The organism is Rhodohalobacter sulfatireducens (genome assembly GCF_022012475.1).
Classification (GTDB): Bacteria; Bacteroidota; Rhodothermia; order Balneolales; family Balneolaceae; genus Rhodohalobacter; species Rhodohalobacter sulfatireducens.
The window spans coordinates 1-584 of record NZ_JAKLWS010000114.1; the positions used below are offsets into that span (position 1 = coordinate 1).

1 protein-coding gene is annotated in these 584 nt (G+C 56.0%); it reads right to left on the reverse strand.

From position 1 onward, the window contains the following. Nucleotides 1-584: 5-deoxy-glucuronate isomerase (locus tag L6773_RS21325; RefSeq protein WP_237856702.1), on the reverse strand; the 584-nt coding region annotated here is incomplete at both ends.

Sequence of the window (584 nt, forward strand, 5' to 3'; positions counted from 1 at the left end):
ATCCATACAAAATTAATGGAATGCCCGGGAATGGCCACGTTCGGGTGATACCCTTTTTTGATGACCACCGCATCGTTGTTGTAGACCGGGCCCAGGTACTCGGGTTTCTCAATATCCTCATACACCAGCTGAATGCCGAACGACGGCGGGGGCATTTCGAAGTACAGGTAGATCTCCTCCTTGGTGGCCGCATGCTCGTGCGGGGCCCAGCTGGTCCAGTTCCCCTCCTCGCTGAAGATCAGCCCGCACAACAGCCGCCGGGCCGGTACATTTTCGTCAATCAACCGGTGAATCTTCCGGTGGCACCCCTCAAAGCCAAGATCCTGGGTTAACTCGGGATCCTCATTCAGCTCATCAAAGGCGACATACACGGGCCGGCCGGTGGCGTCCGAGGGGGCCGTACATTCCACCAAATCAACATTCCCGCCGGTTTGTTGGATGGTCCCCTCATTGCCCGGTGGCACAAACAGTGTGTCGTAAGGGCCCAGGGAATATGAATCCCCGTTCAGGGTCACTTCGCCTTCACCCCCCAGACAGATCAACGCAGACTCAAAATCAGGATTACTATACTCAACTTCCGGTTC